Source organism: Burkholderia sp. L-4 (assembly GCF_056856535.1).
On sequence record NZ_JBXEOX010000002.1, the window covers coordinates 2,722,530 to 2,743,559 of the forward strand.

Annotated in this window: 18 protein-coding genes and 3 pseudogenes; 9 read left to right on the forward strand and 12 right to left on the reverse strand. The window is 68.4% G+C overall.

Going from position 1 to position 21,030, the window contains the following annotated elements; genetic code table 11:
- Window positions 1-210: 210 nt before the first annotated feature.
- Window positions 211-609, forward strand: coding sequence for a GreA/GreB family elongation factor (locus AC1VVG_RS29125; RefSeq protein WP_034189921.1), 399 nt, complete (start codon window positions 211-213; stop codon window positions 607-609).
- A 178-nt stretch (window positions 610-787) separates the two neighbouring features.
- Here AC1VVG_RS29125 and AC1VVG_RS29130 read toward each other — a convergent pair whose 3' ends face one another.
- A complete protein-coding gene (locus tag AC1VVG_RS29130; RefSeq protein WP_034189922.1) occupies window positions 788-1,903 on the reverse strand; it encodes a porin in 1,116 nt (371 codons plus the stop codon).
- A gap of 587 nt (window positions 1,904-2,490) precedes the next feature.
- Here AC1VVG_RS29130 and AC1VVG_RS29135 point away from each other — a divergent pair.
- On the forward strand, window positions 2,491-2,862 hold the full coding sequence (locus AC1VVG_RS29135; protein ID WP_034189923.1) for a YXWGXW repeat-containing protein: 372 nt from the start codon (window positions 2,491-2,493) through the stop codon (window positions 2,860-2,862).
- A 293-nt stretch (window positions 2,863-3,155) separates the two neighbouring features.
- Here AC1VVG_RS29135 and AC1VVG_RS29140 read toward each other — a convergent pair whose 3' ends face one another.
- Window positions 3,156-3,542 carry a winged helix-turn-helix transcriptional regulator gene (locus tag AC1VVG_RS29140; protein ID WP_034189924.1) on the reverse strand — a complete coding sequence of 129 codons (387 nt, stop codon included), beginning with the start codon at window positions 3,540-3,542 and terminating at the stop codon, window positions 3,156-3,158.
- A gap of 332 nt (window positions 3,543-3,874) precedes the next feature.
- On the opposite strand from AC1VVG_RS29140, the gene AC1VVG_RS29145 reads away from it, so the two are divergent.
- The 3 genes from AC1VVG_RS29145 to AC1VVG_RS29155 all read left to right on the forward strand — a co-directional run bounded on the left by AC1VVG_RS29145 (window position 3,875) and on the right by AC1VVG_RS29155 (window position 7,300).
- Window positions 3,875-4,351 carry a nuclear transport factor 2 family protein gene (locus AC1VVG_RS29145; protein ID WP_226227654.1) on the forward strand — a complete coding sequence of 159 codons (477 nt, stop codon included), beginning with the start codon at window positions 3,875-3,877 and terminating at the stop codon, window positions 4,349-4,351.
- A gap of 128 nt (window positions 4,352-4,479) precedes the next feature.
- Entirely contained in the window at window positions 4,480-5,295 is an 816-nt protein-coding gene (locus AC1VVG_RS29150; protein ID WP_482837025.1) for a helix-turn-helix transcriptional regulator, read from the forward strand.
- 379 nt (window positions 5,296-5,674) lie between these two features.
- Window positions 5,675-7,300 carry an amidohydrolase gene (locus tag AC1VVG_RS29155; RefSeq protein WP_124671082.1) on the forward strand — a complete coding sequence of 542 codons (1,626 nt, stop codon included), beginning with the start codon at window positions 5,675-5,677 and terminating at the stop codon, window positions 7,298-7,300.
- A gap of 19 nt (window positions 7,301-7,319) precedes the next feature.
- On the opposite strand, the gene AC1VVG_RS29160 is transcribed toward AC1VVG_RS29155, so the two are convergent.
- The 3 genes and pseudogenes from AC1VVG_RS29160 to AC1VVG_RS29170 all read right to left on the reverse strand — a co-directional run.
- The gene (locus tag AC1VVG_RS29160; protein WP_034189928.1) at window positions 7,320-7,931 is read right to left on the reverse strand and encodes a cysteine hydrolase family protein; all 612 of its coding nucleotides are present in this window, start codon (window positions 7,929-7,931) and stop codon (window positions 7,320-7,322) included.
- A gap of 175 nt (window positions 7,932-8,106) precedes the next feature.
- Entirely contained in the window at window positions 8,107-9,357 is a 1,251-nt protein-coding gene (locus AC1VVG_RS29165; RefSeq protein WP_034189929.1) for an MFS transporter, read from the reverse strand.
- A gap of 151 nt (window positions 9,358-9,508) precedes the next feature.
- Window positions 9,509-9,661: pseudogene (locus AC1VVG_RS29170) on the reverse strand (MFS transporter); the annotation flags it as partial.
- On the opposite strand from AC1VVG_RS29170, the pseudogene AC1VVG_RS29175 reads away from it, so the two are divergent.
- Both AC1VVG_RS29175 and AC1VVG_RS29180 read left to right on the forward strand, forming a co-directional pair.
- Window positions 9,647-9,820 (forward strand): annotated as a pseudogene (locus AC1VVG_RS29175) (LysR family transcriptional regulator); the annotation flags it as partial. The pseudogenes AC1VVG_RS29170 and AC1VVG_RS29175 sit on opposite strands and share 15 nt — an antisense overlap.
- A gap of 24 nt (window positions 9,821-9,844) precedes the next feature.
- Window positions 9,845-9,976, forward strand: a pseudogene (locus tag AC1VVG_RS29180) (SDR family oxidoreductase); the annotation flags it as partial.
- Window positions 9,977-10,075: 99 nt separating this feature from the next.
- On the opposite strand, the gene AC1VVG_RS29185 reads toward AC1VVG_RS29180, so the two are convergent.
- From AC1VVG_RS29185 to AC1VVG_RS29205, 5 genes are all read right to left on the reverse strand, one after another.
- Complete coding sequence (locus tag AC1VVG_RS29185; protein WP_343728030.1) at window positions 10,076-11,593, reverse strand: purine-cytosine permease family protein; 1,518 nt, start codon at window positions 11,591-11,593, stop codon at window positions 10,076-10,078.
- A gap of 197 nt (window positions 11,594-11,790) precedes the next feature.
- Entirely contained in the window at window positions 11,791-11,931 is a 141-nt protein-coding gene (locus AC1VVG_RS29190) for a hypothetical protein (RefSeq protein WP_226194289.1), read from the reverse strand.
- A gap of 30 nt (window positions 11,932-11,961) precedes the next feature.
- A complete protein-coding gene (locus tag AC1VVG_RS29195) occupies window positions 11,962-13,473 on the reverse strand; it encodes an efflux transporter outer membrane subunit (protein ID WP_034189932.1) in 1,512 nt (503 codons plus the stop codon).
- The gene (locus tag AC1VVG_RS29200) at window positions 13,470-16,643 is read right to left on the reverse strand and encodes an efflux RND transporter permease subunit (protein ID WP_482837027.1); all 3,174 of its coding nucleotides are present in this window, start codon (window positions 16,641-16,643) and stop codon (window positions 13,470-13,472) included. The genes AC1VVG_RS29195 and AC1VVG_RS29200 overlap by 4 nt, the downstream gene beginning before the upstream one ends.
- 13 nt (window positions 16,644-16,656) lie before the next feature.
- Window positions 16,657-17,853, reverse strand: a complete 1,197-nt coding sequence (locus AC1VVG_RS29205; protein ID WP_059557555.1) for an efflux RND transporter periplasmic adaptor subunit — start codon at window positions 17,851-17,853, stop codon at window positions 16,657-16,659.
- Between the two features lie 79 nt (window positions 17,854-17,932).
- Between AC1VVG_RS29205 and soxR the strand changes: the two genes are divergently transcribed.
- The gene (gene soxR / locus AC1VVG_RS29210; RefSeq protein ID WP_027805447.1) at window positions 17,933-18,412 is read left to right on the forward strand and encodes a redox-sensitive transcriptional activator SoxR; all 480 of its coding nucleotides are present in this window, start codon (window positions 17,933-17,935) and stop codon (window positions 18,410-18,412) included.
- A gap of 39 nt (window positions 18,413-18,451) precedes the next feature.
- Here the strand turns inward: soxR and AC1VVG_RS29215 are convergent, their stop codons facing one another.
- The gene (locus AC1VVG_RS29215) at window positions 18,452-19,213 is read right to left on the reverse strand and encodes an SDR family NAD(P)-dependent oxidoreductase (RefSeq protein ID WP_049036573.1); all 762 of its coding nucleotides are present in this window, start codon (window positions 19,211-19,213) and stop codon (window positions 18,452-18,454) included.
- A 108-nt stretch (window positions 19,214-19,321) separates the two neighbouring features.
- Here AC1VVG_RS29215 and AC1VVG_RS29220 point away from each other — a divergent pair, with 108 nt between their 5' ends.
- On the forward strand, window positions 19,322-20,233 hold the full coding sequence (locus AC1VVG_RS29220) for a LysR family transcriptional regulator (protein ID WP_482837030.1): 912 nt from the start codon (window positions 19,322-19,324) through the stop codon (window positions 20,231-20,233).
- A gap of 27 nt (window positions 20,234-20,260) precedes the next feature.
- On the opposite strand, the gene AC1VVG_RS29225 is transcribed toward AC1VVG_RS29220, so the two are convergent.
- The gene (locus AC1VVG_RS29225) at window positions 20,261-20,914 is read right to left on the reverse strand and encodes a TetR/AcrR family transcriptional regulator (protein ID WP_069706357.1); all 654 of its coding nucleotides are present in this window, start codon (window positions 20,912-20,914) and stop codon (window positions 20,261-20,263) included.
- Window positions 20,915-21,030 lie beyond the last annotated feature (116 nt).

The window sequence follows — 21,030 nt, forward strand, 5'->3', positions numbered from 1 at the left end:
TTCGGTTTCGCCGTCCGGCCCGGCCGGCGTGCGCGCGCACGCCGGCCATCCGGCGCATCCCCTCGCTCGACGCACGGCCCAGGCACCGCTCGCCCCTGCCCGGCGCCTGATCTGACGGCTCGGTCTCCTCCCGGAGCCAGGTCAGACAGGCTCCGGGCGATCCCCATAGGCACGCCACGCCTGCCCTTGCCGATCATTTGGAGAACTGCCATGAAACAACGCCTTTACCAGTTGACCGAACTCGACGTTGCTCGCCTCGAGAAGCACGCCGAACAGAACCCGCGCTTCCAGACCATGCTCGACACGCTGCTCGAGCGTGCCGACATCGTGCAGCCCGACGCCATCAAGGCCAATGTCGTCACGATGAACTCGCAGATCACGCTGCTCGACGAAGCGACCCAGGAACAGGCGACCTGGACGATTGTTTATCCGGACGCCGCCAATCTCGAACTCGGCCGCCTGAACGTCTTCTCGCCCGTCGGCATGGCGCTGCTGGGCACGCAGCGTGGCCAGATGGTCAAGGTGATGCAGCCGAGCGGCGCCGAAAAGCAGATGAAAGTCTCCGCGATCGTGTTCCAGCCGGAAGCCAACGGCGAGTACACGCGCTGACGTCACCGGCGGCCAGTGCCGCGCGCAACATCGACGCACAACGAAAAAAGCGAGGCACGCGCCTCGCTTTTTTGCATCCGGACGACGCGAATCGTCGACATCACATTCCGCAGACAAAAAAAAGGCGCCCGAAGGCGCCTTTTTTGATGCTGCGAAGCGGGTTACCCCGCCGTCACGCTTAGAAGCGGTGACGCAGACCAACCGTTGCTGCGGTTTGGTTGATCGACGAGCTCGGCAGCGTGCTGACGTCGCCGTTGTAGATCGATGCGCCGATGCCGTTCTTCGCTGCACGCTGGTACACAGCTTGTGCGTAGACGTCCGTACGCTTCGACAGTGCGTAGTCAGCTTGCAGACCGAACTGGTTCCAGTGCGTGCTGCCGTTGTTGATCTTCGCGTTCGTGTACGTGTAAGCAGCACCCAGGCCGAGAGCCGGCGTCAGGTTGTACTTTGCGTTGACTTCGTAGTTGTCGGTGCGCAGCGTGCTCACACCAACAGCATTGTTGTCGAGACGCGCTTGCGTCCACGCTGCGCCGACTTGCGCCGGGCCGAATGCGTAACCAGCAGCAGCGCCGTACGTACGGACGCGGCCTTGGCTAGCGATGCCACCGATCGCCGACGACGTTGCGCCGTTTGCGTTCGTGCCGTCACCCAGGTTCGCTTGCGAGTATGCAGCTGCGAGCTTCAGACCTTGGAACTGGTATGCAGCGCCCGCGCTGTATGCACGGTTGTTGCCGAAGTTCGTGTTGTTCGAGAACGAGTACGTGCCGCCGAATTGCAGGCCAGCGTAGTTCGCGCTCGTGTACTTGATCGTGTTGTTCTGTGCGACGTCACCGTTCGTGCTCAGACGGTCGAGGTTCAGCGGATGCGCGAAGTACGTGCCGCCCCACGAGCCCGTTGCCGTCAGCGGCGCCAGGTAGTCTTGCGTTGCGTCATACTGCTTGCCCAGCGTGACCGTGCCGTACTGGCTCGACAGGCCGACGAAAGCCTGGCGGTTGAACATGCCGCCGTTGCCGTTCGCGAAGCGGCCGTTACCGATGTTGAAGCCGCTTTCCAACGTGAAGATTGCCTTCAGGCCGCCACCGAGGTCTTCCGAACCACGCAGGCCGAAACGGCTCTGGTCAATGCCCGAACCCATCGACCAACGCGACTTGCCAGCTTGGCCCAGTGCCGGTTGGACGTTGCTTTGGTAGGTGATGCCTGCGTCCAGCACGCCGTACAGCGTGACGCTGCTTTGCGCGTGAGCGACGGTAGCGAACGATGCTGCAGCTGCTGCAACGATCAGAGTCTTGTTCATTCGTGGAGCTCCCTTCTAAAAAGAGGCAGGTCTCGCGACCTTGTTCATAAACGGTCTTCAACCGCCCGGGAGTGCCATCGGTCCTGCTGGCCACGCCCGGATAGTTGCCCGTTTGGGAACCGTGAGTTTAGGGGTGTACCCTAGGGGAGCGATCCGCAAATAAAGAAATAAGCTTTTCCAGAACTAGAAATAATGAAAGTGGGGACCAGTCATAAGTATTTGTTTTAACGCTTGTTTTTGACCTCTTGACGACAGCATTTTGGAGGCCTTCATCGCACCATTCTTACATGTCATCGTCTTGACGGTTGCATAGAAACAACAAACGGATCCGGCCAAGCGCCCCAAAACAGTAATTTTTACCTGCTTTGATCTCGATCTTCAGGCGTCGGGCGCCTAAAACACGGGCAACCATCGGTAAACAGAATGCGGCGGCCGCGTCGCGGGCGACATCCCCGTCAGCCGGCAGAAAGGAACAGGCGGTTTGCGCCTGCCGTGACACGCAGTAACAGCCTTAACCGCTCACGTAACCCGGCGGGCGTACCGGCAGGCTAATGTAAGGCAGCCTTCAATACTGCACAGGACACGCCATGAATCGACGCTCGTTGTTGCGCGCCATCGGATTGACCGCCGCATTTGCCGGGACCGGCTGGCTGCGCGCCGCCTCGGCCCAGCCCGCACCGCCCGTGTATCGGCCGTCCGGCCCGAACCGCGTACCCGGCGGGCCGCCGTACGACGATCGCCCGCATCTCGCGCCGCCGGCGGCCCGGCACGACCGCCGGCCGCCGCCGCCCCGGCCGCACGGCTATATATGGACGGATGGCTACTGGCGCTGGCAGCGCGGCCGCTATATATGGGTGTCCGGCCGCTGGGTCGCACGACGCCCCGGACGTCGCTGGGTACCCGGCTACTGGCGCCGCCAGGGGCCGGTATGGGTCTACGTCGACGGCTCGTGGCGATAGGCCGCCGCGCGGCGCCGGGCGACGACGGTCCGGCGCCGGACGGCATGCGGGAAGCGGCGCGGTTCGCGCCGTCGCATCAGGACGCGTGGCCCGCCATCAACGCACCGTCCCGCCCATACCCGGGCACCTTCGCGACGCATACATCGACGCATCGTCCCGGTTATTCATCCTGACGGCACCGTTCGGATAACGAAATCAATCGATGCCGATGCAAACGCATCCGGTCGTGCGTCACCCCATCGCGCACCTTCCGCGGCACGCCGTGCATCGACGCAACGGTCCGTGCATTCCGCTCAACGCCCGCCACCGTCCAGTTCTCGCGCACGACGGCGCGCCGCGCAGATCGCGCGATGATGTTCGTCGGCCCACCGGATCATCGCCTGCATCGGCGTCAGGAACGAGCGCCCGAGCTCGGTCAGCGCATATTCGACGCGCGGCGGCACTTCGGCGAACAGCGTGCGGCTGACGAAGCCGTCCTGCTCGAGCCGCTTCAACGTACGCGACAGCATCTGGTTCGACACATCGCCGATCGCGCGGCCGAGTTCGTTGAAACGCATCGTTCCGCCGGACAGCGCCTCGAGCACGAGCAGGCTCCACTGGTCGCCGATGCGATCGAGGACATCGCGGATCGGGCACGGCTGATCGAGTTCGACGGATTCGTCGGCGGACGGCAACGGCATGACTGGACTCTCTTTCACGGGCAACGCATGGTCATCGCGGTGTGACCTGTTCACACCGCGATGACTTCTTGTGACGGGTTCGCGGCAACTGTACCATTCGATCGCCCCGACAACTGCCGGGATTCGCCAGTTCAACGAAACATGACGATGGCGCGGCGCCGCCGTATCGGCCGCAGTAACGATGCATGCGTTGCGTCCGATCGCCGCGCATCGGCCGGCATGCGTGCCGGCGGTTTCGCGCGACCGACCGTCGTCGATCGTCACGAGCGTCGCCCCCGCAGTCGCGCATCACATGCGCGCATCCACGAACCGTCAGACAAGGAAATCGCTACATGTCATCGTTCCGCTCCCTCGCTCGCGTCGTTGCCGCATGCGTGTTGCTGGCCGCATCGGCGGCTGCGCCGGCTGCCGCCCCGGCTCCCCGCGACCTGGCCGCCGAGGAGGCCAACCGCCAGCTCGTGCTGACGTTCTACGACCGCTTCTTCAACAAGCATGAAGCGGTCGAGGCCGCCACCGTCGTCGCGGACGACTACAAACAGCACAACCCGCACGTGCCCGACGGCAAGAAACCGTTCGTGTCGTATTTCGTCGGCGCATTCCAGAAGAACCCCGCCTCGCGCGCACGCATCGTCCGCAGCGCGACCGACGGCGACCTGGTGTACCTGCACGTGCACGCGACCGAGCGTCCGGGCGATCGCGGCGAAGCGGTGGTCGACATCTTCCGCGTGAAGGACGGCAGGATCGTCGAGCACTGGGACGTGATCCAGCCGGTGCCCGAAACGGCCGCGAACCGGAACACGATGTTCTGACGCGCGGGCGGCGGGCAAGCGCGGGTGCCCTGCGCGCGCGAAGTCCCCTACAATCGTGCTTCGCCGCCGCTCCGGTGCAGGCGAAGCACGGCCCGCCAAGGCGGCCGTTCGCGAAGACGGTGTCAACGATGAACCCCGCCCATATCTCCCTGAGCAACGCCGGCGACCTGGTCGCCAGCCTCGGCAGTCCGCAGTTTCCCGCCCGGCTTTGGGCGTGGCTGCGCGAAACCGTCGATCCGCAATCCCATTACAGCGTCGCGACGCGTTACCGGCGCGACGCGCCGTCCCACTCGGTCAACAGCGTCGACGTGCTGTTCTTCGCCGGCGGCGACGATCCCGACGGCACGCGCCACGCACTCGATCTGTATACACAGGGCGACTGGCGCGACGACACGCTGCTCCCGCATATCGAGCGCGCGACCGATTCGCAGCTCGTGTTCTCCTGCAATGACGAAATCGACACGGCGACCGAGTACGGCCGCCAGTTCGCGCTCGGCGACCTCGGCGAGGACTGCACGCTGCTCGGCAGCGAGCGAGACTATGTCTATGCATTCTCGCTGTTCCGCCGGCGCGGCCAGCCGTCCTATACGCTGGCCGAACTGGCGCTGCTGCGGCAGCTCGGCGATTTCGTGCTGCCGCTGCTGATCCAGCATGCGCGGCTCGCCCGCCTGACGCCGCGCTCGGACGACGGCGCGCTGCTGCTGCGCTTCGAACAGCGGCTGTCGGCCAGCGGCGCGGCGCTGTCGCAGCGCGAGCGGCTCGTCTGCCGCGCGGTGCTGCAAGGCCAGCCCGTCCCGCAAATCGCCGACACGCTCGCGCTCAAGGCCAGCAGCGTGCGCACCTATCTCGGCCGCGCGCTCGCGAAGCTCGGCGTCGCGAACCGCGCCGGGCTGTTCGCGTGGTGCGTGACCGAAGACGAAGCGCAGGAAGACCGCAGCCGGTAAACGCCGCCTTTGTCGCACGTTGTCCTCAAAACGACGACAGACAGCCGGCCGCCCCGCTCCTAGTATCTGACTCACCCGACGGCAGCAACGCGTCGGATACCACGGAGACACGGCATGCCGATTACCGGATCGACGCCGGCCTGCACGGCCGCAAGCGCGTCGCTCATCGATTCGCCGATACGGGCCCGTCGGCGAAACCGGCATGACGCTCCGGCAGCCGTTGCCGACCTTCGCCACGGCGCAGCAGCGCCGCCACGCGGCGCCGGCACGTAACCCCTCTCACCCCGTTCCACCCCGACCGGGCGCACGCGACCGGACGAGCCGCACGGCCCGCCCGCCGGACACGCGCGCCCGTCGATCCCCTACCCGGAGGAGACACATGCAACACGCCGATACCGTCTATCTGAACGGCCTGCTTTACACGGGCGACGCGCAGCGCCGCTTCGCGCAGGCGCTCGCCACCCGGGACGGCAAGATCGTCGCGGTCGGCCGCGACGACGACATCCGCCCGCTGGCCGGCCCCGCGACGCGAAGGGTCGATCTCGCCGGCCGGCTGATGCTGCCGGGCCTCATCGACGGTCACGTGCACCCGCTCGAAGGCCATCAGATCCTCGGCGACTTCGACCTGTCCGGCATCAACGATCCCGGCACGATCCTGCAGCGTATCCGCGCGTGCGCCGATGCGACGCCGAACGAGCCGTGGGTCTATCTCGGCGGTGCGAACCTCGCCGCGTTCGGCACGTATCCGACCCGCGAACTGCTCGACCAGATCGTGCCCGACCGGCCGCTGCTCGTGGTCGGCTTCGACGTGCACAGCGGCTGCCTCAACACGAAGGGACTCGAAGCGGCCGGCATCCGGGCCGATACGCCCGATCCATCCGGCGGCGTGATCGAGCGCGACGCCTCGGGCGCGCCGAACGGCGTCGTGCACGAAGCGGCGTTCTACCGCGTGTGCCCGCTCATTCCGCAACTGAGCCCGGCCGGCTACCCGAAATCGCTCGCCAAGGCGCACGCGATGGCGCACGGCTACGGCATCACCGGCTGGTTCGATGCACGCGTCGACGAAGCCGAGCTCCAGGCCTATGCCGACGCGCAGCGCGCGGGCACCCTGAAGGCGTACATGAGCGCGGGGCTCTACGCAAACCCGCGCCGCGACCCGCGCGAGCAGATCGAGCGCTTCGCCGCGTGGCGCCGCGAATACGAGCGCGACAACCTGCGCCTGCACACGGTGAAGATCTTCGTCGACGGCGTGCCGGAATCGAAAACCGCCGCGCTGCTCGAGCCGTATGCGGGCACCGACGACTGCGGCCTCGCGCTGTGGAGCCAGGACGCGCTGAACGAAATCTGCCTGCTCGCCGATACCGCCGGCTTCGACCTGCACTTCCACACGCTCGCCGACCGCGCGGTGCGCATGACGCTCGACGCGCTCGAACATGTCCAGCGCCGCAACGGCATGCGCGACCGGCGCGCGCAGCTTGCGCACCTGCAGCTCGTCGATCCGGCCGACATGGGCCGCTTCAACCGGCTCGGCGCGATCGCAAGCGTGCAGACGCTGTGGACGGCCGCCCGCGAGGAGCAGCAACAGCTCTATCGCGACCTGCTCGGCGCCGAGCGCACCGCGCGCAACTATCCGTTCCGCAGCCTGCGCAACGCGGGCGCGATGCTCGCGGCCGGCTCCGACTGGTCGGTCAGCACGATGGACCCGATGCAGATCATCCAGACGGGTGTCACGCATCGGCTGATCGACCAGCCCGACAGCCCGCCGTGGAACCCGCACGAACGGCTCGACCTGCTCACGATGCTCGAGGCCTACACGGTGAACACCGCCTACGCACTGCGTTTCGACGACTGCACCGGTTCGCTCGAAGCGGGCAAGGACGCGAGCTTCGCGATCCTCGACCGCAATCCGTTCGCGCACCCGGTCGAGACGTTCGCGCAAACCCGCGTGATCGAGACGTGCTTCCGCGGCGAAGTCGTGCACGCGGTGCCCGGCTGGGCCGACTGAGCGCCGGCCCGCGCCGTCGTCAGGCGACGTCGAGCGCCAGGACCTGTTCGGTCGTCAGCACGTCGCCGAACGTGTCCGACAGCGCGGCCAGCGTCGCGCGATGGAGGTCGCGGTGCGGCACCGTGCCGCCGTCCGCGACGTCGAGATCGCGCGTCGCGCACGCGTCGTCGACGACGATCACCGCATAGCCGAGCGGCACCGCATCGCGTGCCGCGCCGGCCACGCACGCATGCGTCATCAGGCCCGTGACGATCAGCGTGTCGACGCCGGCCGCCTTCAGGCGCGCGTCGAGGTCGGTCGTCGGGAACACGCTCACCGACGTCTTCTTCACGACCGCGTGGTGCGGCGCCGGCTGCAGGTCCGCGTGGAAGCGAAACCCGTCGCTGCCGTCGGCGAAGATCGGGCTGTCGGCCGCATCGACATGCTGGACGTGAAATACCGGAATGCCCGCGCGGTCGGCGAACGCGATCACGCGCCGTGCATTGCCCAGCGCGCGCGGCCCGTCCGGAATCGGCAGGCGGCCGCTGAAGTATTCGTTCTGGAAATCGATCACCAGCAGCGCGCTGCGGGCGGCGTCGATCGACGTCGGCGCGGTCGCGCCGGCCAGGGTACGGATGGTCGGGTGTTGCATGGGTCGCTTCCTTTCGGTTCGCATATTGACGAGACGGCGCGCCGGGCCGGCCGGCGCCGCCGGACGCGGCCCGATCCTTCCGCGGCCGCGAGGCGCCAGTGTCGGGCCGCGCGGCCTCGCGCGACAGCCGCACACGGGACAACGTCCGACAGGATCGGGCCAACGTGCGTGCCGCCTACGACAGCGCGGCCGTCCGGGCGCCCGGTCGCGTCCGCCCGTACGCGGCCATCATCACGAAGCTGAGCAGGAAGCCCGCGCCGCCGATCAGCAGCAGACCGGTCTCGCCGAACACGGGCAGCAGGTTGGTCAGCGCGCCCGTGACGACCCACGCGACGGCCATCACCGAGCCCGCGACGCCGAGCGCCCAGCCCTGCCGGTCTTCGCTGACGGCGTCGGAGAACGCCGTATACATGGTCGTGTACGCCACCATGTCGAAACAGCCGACGACCATCGCGAGCGCCCACAGCACGGGTTCGTGCGGGAACCATGCCGACAGGATCTGGCCCAGCCCGGCGACGAGCAGGCCCGTCTTCGCGATGTCGATCACGCGCCACACGCGCAGCATCAGCCGCACGACGAACAGCAGGCCGAACACGAAGCAGATGCCGATCACGCCGCTGAACAACCCGAGCCGCGCGCTCGTATAGCCGAATTTCGCCTGCAGCAGCAGCATGATGGTCTGCAGGTACAGCCCGTAGCCGACCTGCATCAGGAAGAACACCACCGACAGGAACGCGACGTTGCGCTGGCGCGCGGCTTCCCAGATGATCCGCAGCGGCAGCAGCGGATCGATGCGCGCATCGCCGCGCGGCGCGGCCGAGTCGCGATACGATGCCCAGGTCCAGCACGCACAGACGAGCGACAGCGCGGCGACCAGCACGAACGGCGTGCCGTAGTCGAACAGCGGCGAGATCGTCCGGTCGGACGTGACGCCGCCGAGCACCGGGCCGACGATCACGCCCGCGCTGAACGCGAGCGACATGATGCTCATGTTGTACGCCTTGTTCTCCGGCGTGCTCAGGTCGGTGATGGCCGCCTGCGCGATGCCCTGGCAGCCGGCCATCAGGCCGGTGAGCCCGCGGCCGGCCAGCAGCAGCGCAACGCTGGCGTGCCACGCACCGGCCGCCATCATCGCGTAGCCGGCCGCGAGGCCGAGCACGCACAGCAGCAGGATCCTGCGGCGGCCGTAGCGATCGGACAGCTCGCCCATCAGCGACGAGCCGAAGAACATGCACAGCGGGTAGATCCCGTAGCCGAGACCGAGATAGAAATTGCGCAGATGCGCGCCGGCGTCGGCCGGCAGGATGCCCGCGTGCGGATCGCTGAAGATCGCGGACATCATCGGGTAGACGAGCCCGAATCCCATCGCGTCGAGCGCGATGGCGAGCAGACAGGGGCCGAGCAGCGTGTAGTCGAGCCGGGACATGGCGACCTTCCGGAAGGAGTGGATGACCGCCCAAGCGTAATGACCGGGCGGCGGCCGCGGTAGGCCGCCGCCCGCGATGCTAACCATCGGCTGCGCCGCTACCCGGCACGGCGCCCGCGCCGATGGGCCGTCGGCGTGCAGCCGCCGGCCGCTATCTGGCGCTCAGCGGTTCGCCCTGGAATTGCCGGCGTGCGACCACGCACGGCGTGCCGTCGCGCATGAACACGCTCGCGAGCAGCCCGAACGATGCCGCGAACAGCACGTACCAGGCGGGCGCGACGGGCGAGCCGGCCGCGTGAGCAACCTGTTCGCGCACAAGATCGCGCTCGTGCCGCTCGCCGGCCCCATGATCCGCCAGACGATCGGCCTGAGCTTCCTGCACCGCCACGAACGCGATCCGAACCTGCTCGCGCTCGCGACCGTGTGCCGGCGGCTGGCGGTCAAGGGGCCGACCGCACGGTAGCGCGTCGATCGGCACGCAGCCCTTGCCGCGCGCATCGGTGAGCCCGACGAAGTGGGCAGCCTCGTGCTGTTCCTCGCGTCCGACGAATTCGCGTATTGCACGGGGTCGGAATTCATCGTCGACGGCGGGATGCTCGCGGGCTGCACACTCGACTGATCGGCCGCACTGCCGGAAACGGAAACGCCAACGCCGCCAGCGGCTCGACCCGCGCGGCGGCGTTGGCGCTTCAAGACATGGAGCAAGAGGCCACGCCGCTCAATACCCCTTCGGCTGGATCGCCGGCGCACCGGCACCGCGCGCGCCGTGCCTGCCGCCGCGCACGAAGCGGCGCCCGCGCGGGCCGTACACGCCGTCCGGCTCCGGATACAGTGTCAGCAAGACGAAGTACAGCATCCCGCCCACCGCCAGCGACACCGGCACGCTCAGGTCGAGCCCGTCCGCGAGGTGGCCGAGCGGCCCGACGAACTGGCCCGGCAGGTTCACGAACGCGAGCCCGGTGAAGGCGGCCGGCAGCCATGCGCCCATCGCGCGCACGTTCCAGCCGTGCGTGAACCAGTAGTGGCCGCCGCGCAGCCCGCGATTGAACACCTGCAGGTCGTCGGCAAGATAGTAGCCGCGGCGCGTCACGTAGCCGATCACCATGATTGCCATCCACGGGCAGCTGAACGTATCGATCAGCGTCGAGAACGTCGCGACGCTTTCGACGAGGTTGAACCAGAAGCGGCCGACGAAGATGAACGCGATCGCGATCGTGCCGATCAGCAGCGTCGCGCGGACGCGGTTCAGGATCCGCGGGAACATGCTCGAGACGTCGAGGCCGGTGCCGTACAGCGCGGTCGTGCCGGTCGACATCCCGCCGATGATCGCGATCAGGCACATCGGCAGCAGGAACCAGCGCGGCGAGATCGCGAGCAGCCCGCCGACGTAGTCGTTCGACGCAATGAACGCGGGTGCCTTCGACGCGATGATCGTCGCGGTCGCAAGGCCGAAGAAGAACGGCACGAACGTCGCGACCTGCGCGGCGAACACCGCGCCCATCACGCGATGCCTCGGCGTGTGCTGCGGGATATAGCGTGCCCAGTCGCCGAGCGTCGACGCGAACGACACCGGATTGCTCAGCGCGACCAGCACCGCGCCGACGAACGCGGCCCAGAAACCCGTGCTGCCCCGTTGCAGCGTGCCCGCATAGTTCATGTCGAACAGGCCGGCGAACGCGAACAGGCCCGCGACGAACAGCACGCTCGCGGCCCACACGGCGATCTTGTTGACCCACAGCATGAAACGGAAGCCGTAGATGCAGACGATCAGCACGAGCACCGCGAACACCATGTACGCCGCGCCGAGCGTGAAGCCGTTGACGGGCACGCCGACCATGTCGTGCGCGCCGCCGACGAGCGCGTCGCCGGAGCTCCACACCGCGAGCGAGAAGAACGCGATCGACGTGAGCAGCGCGAGGAACGAGCCGACGATCCGGCCGTGGATGCCGAAATGCGCACCGGACGACACGGGGTCGCTCGTGCCGTTGCGCGGGCCGAACAGGCTCATCGGCGCGAGGATGCACGTGCCGGCGAGCACGCCGAGCACGATCGCGCAGACACCGGCCTTGAACGACAGCCCGACCAGCACCGGAAAGCTGCCGAGCACCGATGTGGAAAACGTATTGCAGCCGCCGAACAGCAACCGGAACAGATCGATCGGCCGCGCATAGCGCGATGCATCGGGAATGCGCTCGAAACCGAACGACTCGACCTGCGTAATCCTGCCTTCACCCATGTTGTCTCCCACTCCTCTGGTGCGCCTGTAAGGCTCTGCGGCCATACGACGCATCGTCATCGATTCGCGGCCACTCTAAACCGGATCGGCGGCCGCAAATATCACGCATTCGAGACGTTTACGACGAAGGAGAGCAATGTTTCCCGGCGGGCAGGCGGCCGGTGCCCGCGCCGTCCATACGGCGCGGGCGATGCGAATCAATGCGCCGCCACGGCCGCCGGCGCGCGGCAGGCGATCAGGCCCCGCTGAACGGCCGGCCGCGCGGCGATGTCGGCCAGCCAGCGTTCGACGTGCGGGAAACCGGAAACGTCGAGATCGAGCCCGGCCGCCGTGCGCAACCACGGAAACGCCGCGCCGACCGCCTCGCGCTACTTCCCCGACTGCGCAAGCGGGCCTTGCGCCCCCTGCCCCGTGCCCGACGGCCAGCCGCCCGCGAGCGCCTTGTACAGCGCGACCGTAGACGCCGCGCTGCGCATCCGGCCGTCGGCCGCCGCGTCCTGCGCCTGCAGCAGCGTCCGTTGCGCGTCGAGCACTTCGTAGTAGTCGATCGCGCCGGCCGAAAAGCGGGTCTGCGCGAGCTGCGCGGCGCGCGCGCTGTCGTCGGCCGCGCGTATGAGGTGCGCGGTCTCGTCGCGCGTGCGGGCAACGCGCAGCAGCGCGTTCTCGGTTTCCTCCAGCGCGCCGAGCACGGTCTGCCGGTACTGCGCGAGCTGGCCGGCCGCTTCCGCGTCGCTCGCGGCGATCCGCGCGCGCACACGGCCGACGTCGAGGAACGACCAGTCGATGCCGAGCGCGATCAGGTTCGTGTCGCTGCCCGCGCGGAAGAACCCGTAGCTGCTCGTCGCGCTGCCGAGCAACCCCGACAGCGTGAAGCGCGGAAACAGGTCGGCCGTCGCGACGCCGACGCGCGCGGTCGCCGCGTGCAGCCGCGCCTCGGCGGCCGCGACATCGGGACGCCGGCGCAGCAGGTCGCCCGGCGTGCCGGGATCGAGGTCGGCGGCCAGCGCCGGGAGCGGCACCGGCGTGCCCGGCGACGCACCGGTTTTCGGCGGACCGAAGCGGCCGATCAGCGCATCGGGCGTCTGCCCGGTCAGCACCGCGAGCCGGTGCTCGTCGACGCCGATCGCGGCTTCGTACACGGCGATCCGCGACGTCGTCGATTCGTACTGCGCACGTGCTCGCGCCGCATCGAGGTCGGAGCCCCGCCCCGCGCCGACGCGCGCATTGATCAGCGCAAGCGTCTGCTGCTGGTTGTCGGCGTTCTCGCGTGCGATTCGCAACCGCTCCTGCGAGCCGCGCAGATCGACGTACGTGCTCGCCACTTCGCCCGCGATCGCGACGCGCACCGCGCGCACGTCGGCCGCGCTCGCGGCCGTTTCCGCGCGCTGCGACTCGATCGAGCGCCGCACGCGGCCGAACAGGTCGAGTTCCCACGCGGCGTTGATGCCGATGTTCGACGTCGGCGTGTCGCGCTGGCTGCGCGGCGCGCCGAATGCCTGATCCTTGCTCATCAGCTGATGGCCGATCTGGCCGCTCGCGGTGATCGTCGGATAGCGGTCGAACGTTGCTTGCGACAGCAGCGCGTTCGATGCGTCGTAGCGCGACACGGCCACTTGCAGGTCCTGATTTGCCGCGAGCGCCGCATCGATCAACTGCGTCAGCACCGGATCGCCGAAGCCGCGCCAGAACGCGGCATCGGCGGCGGCCGACGCATCGGGCGGCATATCGGGCGGCGACGCGTCGCGCGGCGTCGCCGGATGGCCGTCGCGCGCGAACCGTGCGGCCGTAGCCATATCGGGCCGCTTGAAATCGGGGCCCACCGCGCACGCGGCAAGCGTCAACGACATCGCGAGCGCGGAAAGTCGAAAAGCGGCGCTCATCGGTTTTCTCCTTCGAGGGTGCCGTGCTGTTCGCTCCAGACGGCCGGCGTGCCGCCCGCGAGCTTGCGGATCGCCACATAGAACACGGGCGTCAGGAACAGCCCGAACAGCGTGACGCCCAGCATCCCCGCGAACACGGTAATGCCGGTCGCCGCCCGCACCTCGCTGCCCGCACCGCTCCCGATCAGCAACGGCACCGAGCCCGCGATGAACGCGACCGACGTCATCACGATGGGGCGCAAGCGCAGCTTGCATGCTTCGAGCGCCGCCTCGATCACGCCCTTGCCCTGGATTTCGAGTTCGCGCGCGAATTCGACGATCAGGATCGCGTTCTTGCACGCGAGCCCCATCAGCACGACGAGACCGACCTGCACGAACACGTTGTTGTCGCCGCCCGACAGCCACACGCCGAACAGCGCCGCGCACATGCACACGGGCACGATCAGGATCACCGCGAGCGGTAGCGTCCAGCTCTCGTACAGCGACGCGAGCACGAGAAACACGAGCATCACCGCGAGCGGGAACACGACGATCGCCGCGTTGCTCTGCGTGACCTGCTGATAGCTGAGGTCGGTCCATTCGAGCGTGATGCCCGGGGGCAGCACGTCCTTCGCGATCTGCTGGAGCTTCGCGATCGCCTGCGACGACGACATCATCTTCGGATCGGCATCGCCGATCAGGTCGGCGGCCGGATAGCCGTTGTAGCGGACGACCGGGTCGGGCCCATACGCGGGCCCGACCGTCACCATCGAGCCGATCGGCACCATCTCGCCGTTCGCATTGCGCGTGCGCAGGTTCGCGATGTCGGCGGCCGTCTGCCGGTGGCCCGCGTCGGCCTGCGCCATCACGCGATACACGCGGCCGAAGAGATTGAAGTCGTTCACGTACATCGAGCCGAGATACACCTGCAGCGTATTGAACAGGTCGGTCAACGCGACGCCTTGCGCCTTCGCCTTCAGCCGGTCCACCTTCACCTCGAGCTGCGGGATGTTCGCCTGGTACGAGCTGACGGGATAGCTCATCCCCGGCGTCTTCGCGACCGCGGCCTGGAACGCGGACAACGCCTTCTGCAACTCGCCGTAGCCGAGCCCGCCGCGATCCTCCAGGTACAGCGCGTAGCCCGAACCGTTGCCGAGACCCTGGATCGGCGGCGGCATCAGCGCATAGGTCATGCCGCCGTCGATCGCCGCGAAGCGCGCGTTCAGGTCCGCGTTGATCTGCGCGGCGCTGCGGTGACGCCGGTCGAACGGCTTCAGGATCACGTACGAGTTCGTGATGTTCGGCGTGTTCACGCCCTGCAGCGCGTTCAGCCCCGCGAACGCCGGCACCATCTCGACGCCGTCGGTGCCGAGCGCGATCTTCGTCATCTGCTCGGTCACCGCGCTGGTGCGCGCGAGCGATGCGCCTTCCGGCAGCTTCGCGCCCGCGAACAGGTACAGCTTGTCCTGCACGGGGATGAAGCCGCCCGGCACCGCATTGAACAGCAGCGCGGTCGCCGCGAGCAGCGCCCCATAGACCGCGAACACCACCCCGCGCCGCTTCAGCGTGCGGCCGACGACGCCGTGATAACGATCGGAGCTGCGCTCGAAGAACCGGTTGAACGGATGAAACAGCCAGCCGAATGCGCGATCGAGCGCGCGCGTCAGCCCATCCTTCGGCGCGCCGTGCGGGCGCAGCAGCTTCGCGGCGAGCGCCGGCGACAACGTCAGCGAGTTGATCGCGGAGATCACCGTCGAGATCGCGATCGTCACCGCGAACTGCTTGTAGAACTGGCCCGTGACGCCCGACATGAACGCCATCGGCACGAACACCGCGCACAGCACGAGCGCGATCGCGACGATCGGCCCCGACACCTCGCGCATCGCCTGGTGCGCGGCATCGCGCGGGCTCAGCCCCTGCGCGATGTTGCGCTCGACGTTCTCGACGACGACGATCGCATCGTCGACAACGATCCCGATCGCGAGCACGAGCCCGAACAGCGTCAGCGTGTTGATCGAATAGCCGAGCAGGTAGAGCCACGCGAACGTGCCGACGACCGACACGGGCACCGCGACGAGCGGAATGATCGACGCGCGCCACGTCTGCAGGAACAGGATCACGACGAGCACGACCAGCACGACGGCCTCGATCAGCGTGTGCTGCACCGCGCGGATCGACTCGCGCACGAACACCGTCGGGTCCCACACCGGGCGGTACGCGACACCGGGCGGAAACCGCTTCGACAACGCGTCGAGCTTCGCATACACGGCCTTCGCGACATCGAGCGCGTTCGCGCCCGGCGACAGGAAGATGCCGACCACGGCCGAATGCCTGTCGTTGAAATACGAGCGCAGCGTGTAGTCGCCCGCGCCGAGTTCGATGCGCGCGACGTCGGACAGCTTCACGACCTGGCCGTCGTCGCCGTTGCGCAGCACGATGTCGCCGAACTCCTGCACCGTGCGCAGGCGGCCGCGCACGTTGATCGACACGAGGAAGTCGTTCCGCTTCGGCGACGGTTCCGCGCCGAGCTGGCCGGCCGACACCTGCACGTTCTGCTCGCGCACGGCCGCGATCACGTCGCTCGCGGTCAGCCCGCGCGACGCGAGCCGGTTCGGGTCGAGCCACAAACGCATCGCATAGTCGCCGGAGCCATACACGCCGACGTCGCCGATGCCGGTAAGCCGCGACAGCTCGTCCTTCACATGCAGCGTCAGGTAGTTGCGCAGGTACAGCGAATCGCGGCTGTTGTCCGGCGAGTAGAGGCTCACGTACATCAGCGGTGTCGGCGACTGCTTCTGCGTGGTCACCCCGTACTGGCGCACCTCTTCGGGCAGGCGCGACAACGCCTGGCTCACGCGGTTCTGCACGCGCACGGCGGCCGTGTCGGGATCGACGCCCTGCAGGAACGTGACGACGACCTGCAGGCTGCCGTCCGATCCCGCCACCGACTTCATGTACATGATGCCTTCGACGCCGTTGATCGCTTCTTCCAGCGGTTCGGCGACCGATTCGGCGATTTCCTTCGGGTTCGCGCCGGGATAGGTCGCCCGCACGACGACGCTCGGCGGCACGACTTCCGGATATTCGCCGGCCGGCAGCATCGGAATCGAGATCAGGCCGATCGCGAAGATGACGATCGACAGCACGACCGCGAAGATCGGCCGGTCGATGAAGAATCGGGAGAAATCCATTGCGTCGCTCCCGTCAATGCGCGGCAGGCGTGCCGGCGTCGGCCACGGCCTGCGCGGCGCGACCGGCCTCGGCGCGCGCGGGCAGCGCCTTCGGCTTCACCTGCGCGCCCGGATAGTAGATCCGCTGCACGCCGTCGACCACCACGCGGTCGCCTGCCTGCAGCCCCTTCTCGACGATCCGCTCTCCCTCCAGCTCGCGGCCGATCGTCACGTCGCGGCGCAGCGCCTTGTCGCCCGGGCCGATCACGTAGACGTACTTGCGGTCCTGGTCGGTCAGCACGGCCTTGTCGTCGACGAGCAGCGCATCCTCGTCGCGGCCGCTGACGAGCTGCACGCGCGCGTACAGGCCCGGCGTGAACGTATGATCCGCATTCGGCAGCCGCACGCGTGCGCGGATCGTGCCGGTCCGCGGATCGAGCCGGTTGTCGAGGAAATCGACGGTGCCCGCGTGCGGGAAGCCCGTCTCGTTCGCGAGGCCCACGCGCACGGGATCGGCGCCGATCGCGCGATGCTTCGGATCGGCGCGGCGCGCGTTGTAGCGCAGGTAGCTCTGCTCGTCGCAGTCGAAATACACGTACACGGGATCCTGCGACACGACGGTCGTCAGCAGCGTGTCGTCCGCGCGCGCGAGGTTGCCGACGGTCGCGACCGCGCGGCCGACGCGCCCGGCGATCGGCGCGCGCACTTCGGTGAAGCCGAGATTGAGCTTCGCGTCGGCGACGGCCGCATCGGCCGCCTGCAGGTCCGCGCGTGCCTGCTCGGCGGTCGCGCGCGCGTTGTCGAGTTCTTCCTGCGACGTCGCGTGCGCATCGATCAGCGTCTGCACGCGCTTGAGCTGCACCTGCGCGAGGCTCGCGGCCGCACGAGCGCGCTGCTGCTGCGCGCTGGCGCGGTCGAGCGCGATCCGGTACGGGCGCGGGTCGATCTCGAACAGCAGCGCCCCCTGCGCGACCGCGTCGCCTTCCTTGTACGCGACACGCTGCAGATAGCCGCTTACGCGCGGCCGCAGTTCGACCGCATCGACCGCTTCGACGCGCCCGTTGAACGCGTCCGCGAGGCGGACCGTGCGCGGCGCGACCGTGGCGACGCCGACTTCGGGAAGGGGCTGGGCCGACGACGGGCCTTTGCCGTCGTGACAGCCCGACAACGCCAGCAACAGTGCGCAGGCGACGCTCAAAGGCGACGTCCTGCGTAGGGATAAGGAGAGCATGATGCCTCGCGACGGGTTAAACTGCCGCGTAGCATAAAAGTTGAAGTTAACTTCAAGTCAAGCTTTCCCGGAGGACATCATGGGTATCCAGGAAACCCCGCAATGGCCGCTGATGTCGATCCGCGAAGTGGCCGCTCGCAGCGGCGTGCCGGCGTCGACGCTGCGCTTCTACGAAACGCGCGGGTTGATCAAGTCGCACCGCAACGGCTCGAGCCACCGGCACTATTCGCGCGCGGTGCTGCGGCTGATCGCGTTCATCGTGTTCGCGCAGAAGATCGGTTATTCGCTCGACGAGATCGCCGAGCAGCTCGTCAGCCTCCCCGAGGACACCGCGCCGAGCAACAAGGACTGGCAGCGGCTGTCGCGCGGCTGGAAGCAGCGCGTCGCGAGCCGGATCGAGGAGTTGCAGCGGCTCTACATCAACCTCGACGAATGCATCGGCTGCGGCTGCCTGTCGCTGAAGCGCTGCAAGCTGACCAATCCGGAAGACCGCGCGGGCCGCAATGGGCCCGGCGCACGGCGCTGGCTCGGCGACAAGCCGCCGACGGATGCCGAATGACCGGCGGCGCCCCCGCGCCCGCGGCGTGCGCCGTGTGCGTCACCCGACGCGCCAGCCGCCGTTTACCGCCACCGTCGCGCCCGTGACGAACGACGCGCGCGGCCCGGCGAGCCACGCGACCGCATCGGCGATGTCGTCCGGATGTCCGGCGCGGCCAACCGGCGTCTGCTCGCGGATCGCCGCCGCGATGGCCGGCGCGACGCCGCCGTCGCCGAAGAAACGCGTGTCGGCGATATAGCCGGGCGCAACCGTATTGACCGTTATGCCGCGCGGCCCGAGTTCGCGCGCGAGCGCAACGGTGAACCCCTCGACACCGGCCTTCGCGGCGGCATAGGCAAGGCCGCCCGGCAGCAGGCTGCCGGCGCGCGCCGCGATCGAGCCGATGTTGACGATCCGCGCGTCACGGTCGGCCAGGTGCGGCAGCACGGCCATCGTCGTCAGGAACAGGCTTTTCAGGTTCGCGTCGAGCACGGTATCCCACACGGCTTCGGCCTCGCCCGCTTCGGTATCCGAACCGACGCGGCCGGTCAGCCCCGCATTGTTGACCAGCACGTCGATGCGCGGCCACCGCGCGACGATCGCGGCGACCGCCGCCGCCGCGTCGCGCCGCACACTCAGGTCGCCCGCCTGCCCGATCGCCGCGCCGCCCAGGCGCGCGACGGCCGCCTCCAGCCGCGCGAGGTCGCGCCCGACGATCGCGACCCGATACCCGTCCTGCGCCAGCCTGCTCGCGATCGCGAAGCCGATCCCGCTCGATCCGCCCGTGACGATCGCCGTACGTTGCTGTTCGCTGCCCGTCATGACCTGCCCTCCTGACTGTCGACGTGGGTTGACAGGGACATTCTGGGCAGCGCAGGGTGATAGGTAAAATACGAATTCGATGACCTACTGATACACGGACGGTATCGCATGATCGATCTGCGCCAGTTCAGGCAATTCGTCGCGGTCGCCGAGACGCTGAGCTTCCGGCGTGCAGCCGAGCGGCTGCACATGGCGCAGCCGCCGCTCAGCGCGGCGATCCGCAAGCTCGAGGACGCCCTGGGTGTCGCCCTGCTCGAACGCGACAACCGTGGCTCGCGGCTCACACCGGCCGGTGACGCGTTCCTGCTCGAGGCGCGGCGCGCGCTCGAGCAGGCCGAGCGCGCGGTGGCCGTGGCCCGCCGCACGGGCGCGGGTCTCGGCGGGACGCTGCGGCTGCGCTTCGTCGACAGCACGGTCAACGCACTGCTGCCGCTGATCCTGCGCGCCTTCCAGGAGCGGCATCCGGACGTCGATTTCCAGCTGGAAGAAGGCACGACCGCCGAGCAGGTGCTCGCGCTGCGCCAGGACCGCACGGACGTCGGCCTCGTCGTGCTGCCGGTGGCCGAGGCCGGCGACGTGCGCGTCGAGCCGCTGCTGCGCGACCGGATGGTGGCCGCGCTGCCCGACGGCCACCGGCTCGCGCGCCGCAAGCGCATCGCGCTCGCCGAGCTGGCGGACGAACCGTGGGTCATGTTCGCCGCGCACCATGGGCCCGGCATGCATGCGCTGATCGTCACCGCCTGCGCGCAGGCCGGTTTCGCGCCGCGCGTGATCCAGCAGCCGCGCCAGATGCAGACGACGGCCGGGCTCGTCGCGGGCGGCATCGGCGTCGCGCTGATGCCGCGCCTGTCCGTGCCGATGCAGCCGCCAGGCATTGCGTTCTGCGAACTGAAGGAGGCGGGCAGCCCGCTGGCGTACGAGCTGGCGATCGCCTACCGCACGCCGTCGCCGCTCGTCGATGCGCTGCGCGAGACCGCGCGCAACGCGGTCGGTGAACTGGGGCTGGTTGCGGCGACGTGACCGCGCGCATTGCGCGCGCGGCGGCCGTCAGTCGCCGACGACGCCGAACACGACGTCGAGCACGGCCTGCCGGAACGCCTCCGGCCGCGTCGGCAGCGACGTGAACTCCAGCATCATGTGGCTGTACGACACCGTCATGCCGATCGCGCTCGCGATCATGAAGAACAGCATGTTCGGATCGACCGGGCGGATCGTGCCCGCCTCGACCGCCTCCGCCAGCAGCGGAAACATCGCATCGTGATACGGGCGCACGAGCCGCTCCTGCAGCCGGTCGAGCCGCGCGCCCTCCTCGGTCGCCGCGGTCGAGAAGAACATGCCGATATCCGGCTCCGCGAACTCGTGATCGACGCACAGCTCGAGCGCGCGCCGCACGCGGTCGCGATGCGGCAGCGACGACGCGCGCAGCGCGCGCAGCGCATCGAACAACGGCGCGGCCAGCTCGGCGATCTGCTCGACCACGGCCAGCCACAACGTTTCCTTCGCGCCGAAATGATGGGCGATCAGCGCCGCGTCGATGCCCAGTTCGCGCGCGACCTCGCGCACGCTCGTCGCATCGTAGCCGCGCTTCGCGAAGGTGCGGCGCGCGGCCCGCAATATCACGTCCGGACCGACGGACGCATCCGCCAGCGGCCGCCCGCGCGTACGCCGCTTCGACGGCACGCGCTCAGTGACTTCAGCCACGTTTTCCTGCTCCCCTTGATTGGTTCGAATGCCTGTGTTCGGGCCCCGGTTTCACGTCCCGTAACGAGGCTGCCCGCCCGACTCCGTTGACACGCGGAGCCGGGAAGCGCTAGGAT

Bases quoted from the DNA above. Each gene is read 5' to 3' on its own strand.
- AC1VVG_RS29125 (WP_034189921.1), top strand. From the start codon at position 211: ATGAAACAACGCCTTTACCAGTTGACCGAACTCGACGTTGCTCGCCTC.
- AC1VVG_RS29130 (WP_034189922.1), bottom strand. From the start codon at position 1,903: ATGAACAAGACTCTGATCGTTGCAGCAGCTGCAGCATCGTTCGCTACC.
- AC1VVG_RS29135 (WP_034189923.1), top strand. From the start codon at position 2,491: ATGAATCGACGCTCGTTGTTGCGCGCCATCGGATTGACCGCCGCATTT.
- AC1VVG_RS29140 (WP_034189924.1), bottom strand. From the start codon at position 3,542: ATGCCGTTGCCGTCCGCCGACGAATCCGTCGAACTCGATCAGCCGTGC.
- AC1VVG_RS29145 (WP_226227654.1), top strand. From the start codon at position 3,875: ATGTCATCGTTCCGCTCCCTCGCTCGCGTCGTTGCCGCATGCGTGTTG.
- AC1VVG_RS29150 (WP_482837025.1), top strand. From the start codon at position 4,480: ATGAACCCCGCCCATATCTCCCTGAGCAACGCCGGCGACCTGGTCGCC.
- AC1VVG_RS29155 (WP_124671082.1), top strand. From the start codon at position 5,675: ATGCAACACGCCGATACCGTCTATCTGAACGGCCTGCTTTACACGGGC.
- AC1VVG_RS29160 (WP_034189928.1), bottom strand. From the start codon at position 7,931: ATGCAACACCCGACCATCCGTACCCTGGCCGGCGCGACCGCGCCGACG.
- AC1VVG_RS29165 (WP_034189929.1), bottom strand. From the start codon at position 9,357: ATGTCCCGGCTCGACTACACGCTGCTCGGCCCCTGTCTGCTCGCCATC.
- AC1VVG_RS29185 (WP_343728030.1), bottom strand. From the start codon at position 11,593: ATGGGTGAAGGCAGGATTACGCAGGTCGAGTCGTTCGGTTTCGAGCGC.
- AC1VVG_RS29195 (WP_034189932.1), bottom strand. From the start codon at position 13,473: ATGAGCGCCGCTTTTCGACTTTCCGCGCTCGCGATGTCGTTGACGCTT.
- AC1VVG_RS29200 (WP_482837027.1), bottom strand. From the start codon at position 16,643: ATGGATTTCTCCCGATTCTTCATCGACCGGCCGATCTTCGCGGTCGTG.
- AC1VVG_RS29205 (WP_059557555.1), bottom strand. From the start codon at position 17,853: ATGCTCTCCTTATCCCTACGCAGGACGTCGCCTTTGAGCGTCGCCTGC.
- soxR (WP_027805447.1), top strand. From the start codon at position 17,933: ATGGGTATCCAGGAAACCCCGCAATGGCCGCTGATGTCGATCCGCGAA.
- AC1VVG_RS29215 (WP_049036573.1), bottom strand. From the start codon at position 19,213: ATGACGGGCAGCGAACAGCAACGTACGGCGATCGTCACGGGCGGATCG.
- AC1VVG_RS29220 (WP_482837030.1), top strand. From the start codon at position 19,322: ATGATCGATCTGCGCCAGTTCAGGCAATTCGTCGCGGTCGCCGAGACG.